The 6,018-nt window shown below is 69.2% G+C and carries 3 protein-coding genes; all 3 read right to left on the reverse strand.

The annotated features are described in order from the left end of the window. Positions 1-78 precede the first annotated feature (78 nt). Complete coding sequence (locus L995_RS17905) at positions 79-1,221, reverse strand: PepSY-associated TM helix domain-containing protein (protein WP_047472842.1); 1,143 nt, start codon at positions 1,219-1,221, stop codon at positions 79-81. Positions 1,222-1,321: 100 nt separating this feature from the next. Next, on the reverse strand, positions 1,322-3,490 hold the full coding sequence (locus L995_RS17910) for a TonB-dependent receptor (protein ID WP_047472843.1): 2,169 nt from the start codon (positions 3,488-3,490) through the stop codon (positions 1,322-1,324). Between the two features lie 75 nt (positions 3,491-3,565). Next, the gene (locus tag L995_RS17915; protein WP_082001573.1) at positions 3,566-5,998 is read right to left on the reverse strand and encodes a TonB-dependent siderophore receptor; all 2,433 of its coding nucleotides are present in this window, start codon (positions 5,996-5,998) and stop codon (positions 3,566-3,568) included. Positions 5,999-6,018 lie beyond the last annotated feature (20 nt).

The following is a 6,018-nucleotide window of genomic DNA, read 5'->3' on the forward strand; positions in this document are numbered from 1 at the left end:
CCGCGTCGATGGCCGTCAGCACGCCCAGCGCGATGGGCCAGCCCCAGAGTGCGAGAAAGCCCCGGTGTCGCGCGCCGCTCATGCCGAGACCTCCTTGCCGCGCGGCGCGGGCTGCGCGGCCGGCAGGCTCTTGCCCTTGTTGACCCACAGGTACAGGCCGGTGCCCAGCACGATGATGCTGGCGATGTCCAGCAACGCCCAGAGGATCTGCATGGCCCGCCCGCCGTAGTCGCCGAAGTGCAGCGGCTGGGACACCAGCAGCGCCGTCAGATACCAGGGCAGGGCGGGCGCGGCCGTGACCTGGGCGGTCCTGGCGTCCACCAGCACGGGCAGGAACAGGCGCGAGGTCAGGGGCTCGTTGCCGCGCAGGAAGAAGGTGTGGTGGTGCGGGCTGGAGAACGTGGTGCCGGGGAAGGCGATGAAGTACAGCCTGGTGCCCGGCACCTGCTGCTGGGCGGCCTGCAGCGATTGCTGCAGCGAGGCGCGCTCCGCCACCGGCACCGTGTCCTGGCCCTGGTAGGGCGCCAGCACGCTGCTGAGCTGGTCATGCTGCCAGTACTTGATCAGCAGGTCGGCCCAGGTATTGATCATGCCGGTGGCGCCCACCACGAACAGCCACACCAGCGTGACGATGCCCAGCAGGTTGTGCAGGTCCAGCCACTTCAGGCGCGGCTGGCGCGTGCGGCGCACGGTGCCGAAATCGAGCTTGCGCATGAAGGGCGCGTACAGCACCACGCCGCTGACGATGGCGATCAGCAGCAGCAGCCCCATGAAGCCCAGGAACAGCTTGCCCGGCAGCCCCGCGAACAGGTCCACGTGCAGCTTGAACATGACCCACATGAAGCCCTGGTCGAAGCGCGGCTGGGCCAGCAGTTCGGCCGTGCGCGCATCGATGACCACGGAGCGGAAATCGTCCGTGGGCGCCGGCGTGGGCGTCATGGTGACGAACCAGAGGTCGTCGGTGTCGTCGGACTTGGAGACGAACTGCACCACGCGGTCCGGGTGCTGGACACGGGCCACCTCCAGCACCTTGTCCAGGCTGGCATGGGGCGTGCCCTGGGGCATGGGCGGGGCCTCCACCTCGGTGCCCAGCAGGTGGCCGATTTCGTGGTGGAAGATCAGCGGAAGGCCGGTCAGGCACAGCAGCAGCATGAAGACGGTGCAGACCAGGCTGCTCCATTTGTGCAACCAGGCCCAGGTCTTGATCGTGTGGCTTTGCATGGGGTGTTCTTTTCTCTGACAGAAGGGGGCCTGCGGCCCCCGCCATCACCGCGCCCCCGGCGCCATGCCGGGGGCGGGGCGGTTGCCGGTTGCCGGGGGCTTAGAAGTCCACTTGTGCCGACAGCATCAGCGTGCGCGGCGCGCCCGTGGTGGTGTAGCCGGCGGCAGTCACCCAGTAGCTCTTGTTGCTGACGTTCTCCAGGCTGGCGCGCAGCACCACCGGCTTGCCGGCCACGTGGGTGCGCAGGCGTGCGCCCAGGTCCAGGCGTGTCCAGCCGGGCATGCGCAGGATGTTGGCCGCGTCGTAGTACATGGACGAGGTGTGGATCACGCGGCCGTTCAGGCTCAGGCCCTCCACCCAGGGCGTATCCCAGTCCAGGCCCAGGTTGAAGGTGCGCTCGGGCACGCCGTTGGCATCGTTGCCCTGGTTCACGCCGCCTGCCGTGCGCGAGAGCCTGGCGTTGTTGAAGGCCGCGCTGGCCAGCAGGCGCAGGCCCTTGTGGATCTCGCCGTAGGCGGTCAGCTCCAGGCCGCGGTTGCGCGTCTCGCCGCCGAAGCTGTAGACATTGGTCACCGGGTCCGTCATGGAGCCCGGGCGCTGGATCTGGTAGAGCGCGGCCTGCGTGGTCATGCGGCCCCAGTCCACCTTCACGCCCACTTCGTACTGCTTGGACTTCTGCGGCGCGAACACCTGGCCGGCATTGGCCGTGTTGGGCCCGGCCGTGCCGCCTGCCGACAGGCCTGCCGTGTAGTTGGCGTAGACCGCGACATGGTTCTGCGGCTTGAACACCACGCCGGCCAGCGGCGTCACGGCGCTGGCCTTGTACAGCGTGGTGCCGCTGGCGTTCTTCTGGTCGATGGTCTGGTCGCGCAGGCCCACGGTCACCAGCACGCGGTCGCTGAACAGCGCCATGGTGTCGGCCAGCGCCAGGCTGTGCTGCGTCAGCTCGGCGTTCTTGGTGGGCGCGCCGCGCACGAAGTCGATGGCAGGCAGGGGCGACGGGTTGTAGATGTTGGAGGGGACGGCTTTGGTGGTCAGCTGGTAGAAGTAGCCGCTCTCGCGGTCCATGTAGTTGGCCGCGGCCACCACGGTGTGGCCGATGGCGCCGGTCCTGAAGCGCGTGCGCAGGCCCACGTCGGCCGAGGTGGTCTTGTTGAACTCGTCGTAGAAGCCGTTGCGCACCGTGAAGTTGCCCAGCGAGTCGATGCGCTGCACGGCCGTGGGGAAGCTCTGGTCGCTGGACACATCGCTGTAGCCCACGCCGCCGTAGACGGAGGTGTTGGCGTTGATGTCGTATTCCACGCGCGAGATCACGGTCTTGGCCTTGTCCAGCAGCTCCGTGCCCGGGTTGAAGTTGATGCGGCTGTCGGGCACGGCGGGCACCTGGGTGATGCCGGCCAGGAAGGCGCTTTGCGGGCGGAATTCCGTGGTCTTGCCGCTGGTGGTCAGCGCGTCCAGCGACCAGCGCAGGCCCTGGCCTTCGTAGTCCAGCCCCACCGAGGCCAGGCCCAGACGCTGGCGGCCGCCGTCGATATTGCCTTCGCCGTTGCGCCACACGCCATTCACGCGCACGCCCCACTGGTTGTCTTCGCCAAAGCGGCGGCCCACGTCCAGGTGGGTGCCGAACTGGGCCTTGCCCATGTAGGTGGCGGTCAGGCGGTTCAGCGGCACGTCGCCCGCGCGCTTGGTCACCACGTTGATGCTGCCGCCGATGCTGCCGCTGGGACCCACGCCATTGGTCAGCGAGCCGGGGCCCTTGAGCACTTCCACGCGCTCGATCACCTCCAGCGGCAGTCGCGTGGAGGGCGACAGGCCGTACAGGCCGTTCACCGACACATCGCGCATGGACAGGGAAAAGCCCCGCACCTGGAAGTCATCGCCATAGCCGCCGCGCGCCTGCAGCGTGCGCACCGAGGCGTCGTTCATCACCACGTCGGCGATGGTCAGCGCCTGCTGGTTCTCGATCAGCTCCGAGGTGTAGTTGGTCGTGCTGAAGGGCACGTTCATCTGGTCGGTCTTGCCCAGGATGCCCAGGTCGCCGCCGCGCGCGATCTGGCCGCCGGCATAGGTCTTTTGCAGTCCGCCGATGGCCTCGGCCTGGTCGCTCACCGTCACCTCCTTGAGGGCCGGGCCCTCGGCCGTCTGGGCCGCCACGCCCACGGCGGCCAGGGCCAGGCCGGCGCCCAGGCATTGGCGGATCAGGCGCGTGAGGGGGTGGGGAGCGAAGCGGAAGTCCGCAGGAGTGCTGGGGTGCGTCATGGCAGTCATGTGCAAAGGTTGGAAAAACCGTGAAGAAAAACCGGGGAAGAAAAACAGGGAAAGGAGGGCAGGCCGGCCGTGGCCCTAGAAGCGCGCGCGCAGCGACACCGTGACGTTGCGCGGATCGCCGTAGTAGTTGTTGAAGTAGGTGCTGTTGGGCGAGAACTTGGCGTAGTAGCGCTTGTCCAGCAGGTTGCTCACGTTCAGCTGCAGCGAGTAGGTGTCGTCCAGGCGGTAGGCCAGCAGCGCGTCAAAAAGCGCATAGCCACCCTGGCGGGTGGTGACATCGCCCACGCTGGCGTAGGCATCGCTTTGCAGCCGCACGCCGGCGCCTGCGGTCCATCCCTGCAAGGGCCCCTTGAAGCGGTGGCTGGCAAACAGGCGCAGCGCATGGCGCGGGTCCACGGGCCGCAGCGGCTGGCCCACGTTGGCCTCGGAGGCGTCGCGCAGGTACCTGGCGTAGGTGTAGGTGTAGCCGGCCAGCACCTGCCAGCCCGGCGCGGGCTCGCCGGACAGCTCCAGCTCCCAGCCCTGGCTGCGGCTCTTGCCGCCGGCCATGAAGCAGTGGCTGGTCGGGTACCACGGCAGGCAGGGCATGGCCGATGCCGTGTCCTGCATGGCGCTGCCCACGCGCTGGATGCGGAACAACGACACGCTGGCCTGCAGCCGGCCGTCCATGAAACTGCCCTTGAGCCCGGCCTCCAGGTCCTCGCCCCGGGCGGGCGCCAGGATGCTGCCGTCGGCGGCCTTCTTGTCCTGGGGGCTGAAGATCTCGCTGTAGCTGGCATAGGCGTCGAGCGTGTCCGACAGCGCATGCACCAGGCCCGCATAGGGCGTCAGCTCGCGGCGCACGCTGTAGCCGCTTTGGGCATTGCCGGGTTCGAGATAGCTCCACCAGCTCAGGCGCGCGCCGGCAATCGCGGTGAGCGAGTCGGTCAGCGACAGCCGGGCCCGCGCGAATCCGCCGTACTGGTGGATGTGGGACACGGGCGATGAATAGGCGTTGCCGTTGCCCTCGCTGTAGAAGGGCTCGGGGTAGCTGGTGTACGGATTCCAGCCGCGGATGTCCACATTGCGCAGCGGGCTCACGCCCCAGTAGCCCGTGGCGCCCGTGCTGCGGATGCGCTGCAGGTCGGCGCCCAGCGACAGCTCGTGCCTGCGGCCCAGGGCCTCGAAGGGGCCGCTGGCCAGCAGGCTCAGCGCGTTCTGCGTGCTGCCGTCGCCGCCATAGATGGAGGTGCTCACGTCGAACAGGTAGGGATTGCTGTCGCTGGCCCTGGAAAACGAGGTCTGCTTGAACCCGTCCGACCGAAAGCGCGTGTGCGCCGCCTGGGCCTTCAGTTGCCAGCCGCTGTCCAGCCGGTGCTCCAGCTCGGCAAAGGCCTGCTGGTTGTGGCGGTCCCAGGTATTCCAGGGCGTGCCCAGGTAGGTGCTGCGCGGCAGGCCGAGCTGGCTGCCGTCGGCGGCGGCAGGCAGGCCGCCCCAGGAGCCCGTGGCCTGCAGGTCCGTGTGCTGCAGGCCGGCCGTGAGCGTGGTGCGCGGCCCCAGGTCCGCCTCCAGCGCGCTGTACAGGCCCAGGCGCTTTTCCTTGCGCGCGGTCTGGAACGATGCCTTGTCGTCCGCCAGCGCCACCAGCCGGCCGCGCAGCGTGCCGGCTGCGTTCAGAGGGCCGGACAGGTCGGCCTCCATGCGCTGGCGGTCCCAGGAACCCAGCGTCAGCGCGGCCGAGCCCTGCCATTGCGCCGTGGGCCGCTTGCGCACCATGTTCACCATGGCCGAGGGCGAGCCCGCGCCACGCAGCAGGCCCGTGGCGCCGCGCAGCACCTCCACGCGGTCCAGCATGGCCGTATCGGGCTGGATGAAGGTGGAGGCCGAGGCCACCTGGTTCACATTGAGCCCGTCCACCTGCAGCGAATCGATCTGGTAGCCGCGCGAGTAATAGGCGATGCGCTCGCTGTCGATGTACTCCACCGTCACGCCCGGCGTGTGCTGCAGCACGGCATGCAGGTCGGGCAGGGCCTGCTCGTCCAGCCACTGGCGCGTGAGCACGGTCACGGGCTGCGGGATGTCGCGCACCGACTGAAGCCCCTTGTAGCCCGTGACCAGGCTGGCCGCGTAGCTGTCCGATGCCTCGGTCGTAGCACTGGCCGGCGCCGTGGCCCGGACCGTGACCGTGCCCAGCGTCTGCCCGCCGATGCCCGAGGCCGCCGCTGGCAGCGGCCGCAGCGTATAGACGCCGCTGGACTCGCGCACGGCCTGCAGCGCCGTGCCCTCCAGCAGCCTCGCAAAACCATCGTCCACGGCATAGCGGCCCTGCAGGCCCGGCGACTGCCGCCGACCCAGTTGGGCCGCATCGAACGACAGCGCCACACCGGCCTGGTTGGCGTACTGGGCGATCACATGCGCGAGAGGTCCGGCGGCAACGGAAAAGCTGCGCTGCGCCGCCTGGGCTGACGACGCCGCCCGGGAGGGTGCCGGCGCCGCAGCGGCCAGCAGCAGCGCGATTGCCAGCAGCACGGCGCTGCCCCTGGACGCGG

Source organism: Delftia sp. ZNC0008 (assembly GCF_000799035.1).
Lineage (GTDB): Bacteria > Pseudomonadota > Gammaproteobacteria > Burkholderiales > Burkholderiaceae_C > Comamonas > Comamonas tsuruhatensis.

What these genes read in the sequence shown, in the direction of transcription:
- L995_RS17905 (WP_047472842.1), bottom strand. Translation starts at nt 1,221, where the DNA reads ATGCAAAGCCACACGATCAAGACCTGGGCCTGGTTGCACAAATGGAGC.
- L995_RS17910 (WP_047472843.1), bottom strand. Translation starts at nt 3,490, where the DNA reads ATGACTGCCATGACGCACCCCAGCACTCCTGCGGACTTCCGCTTCGCT.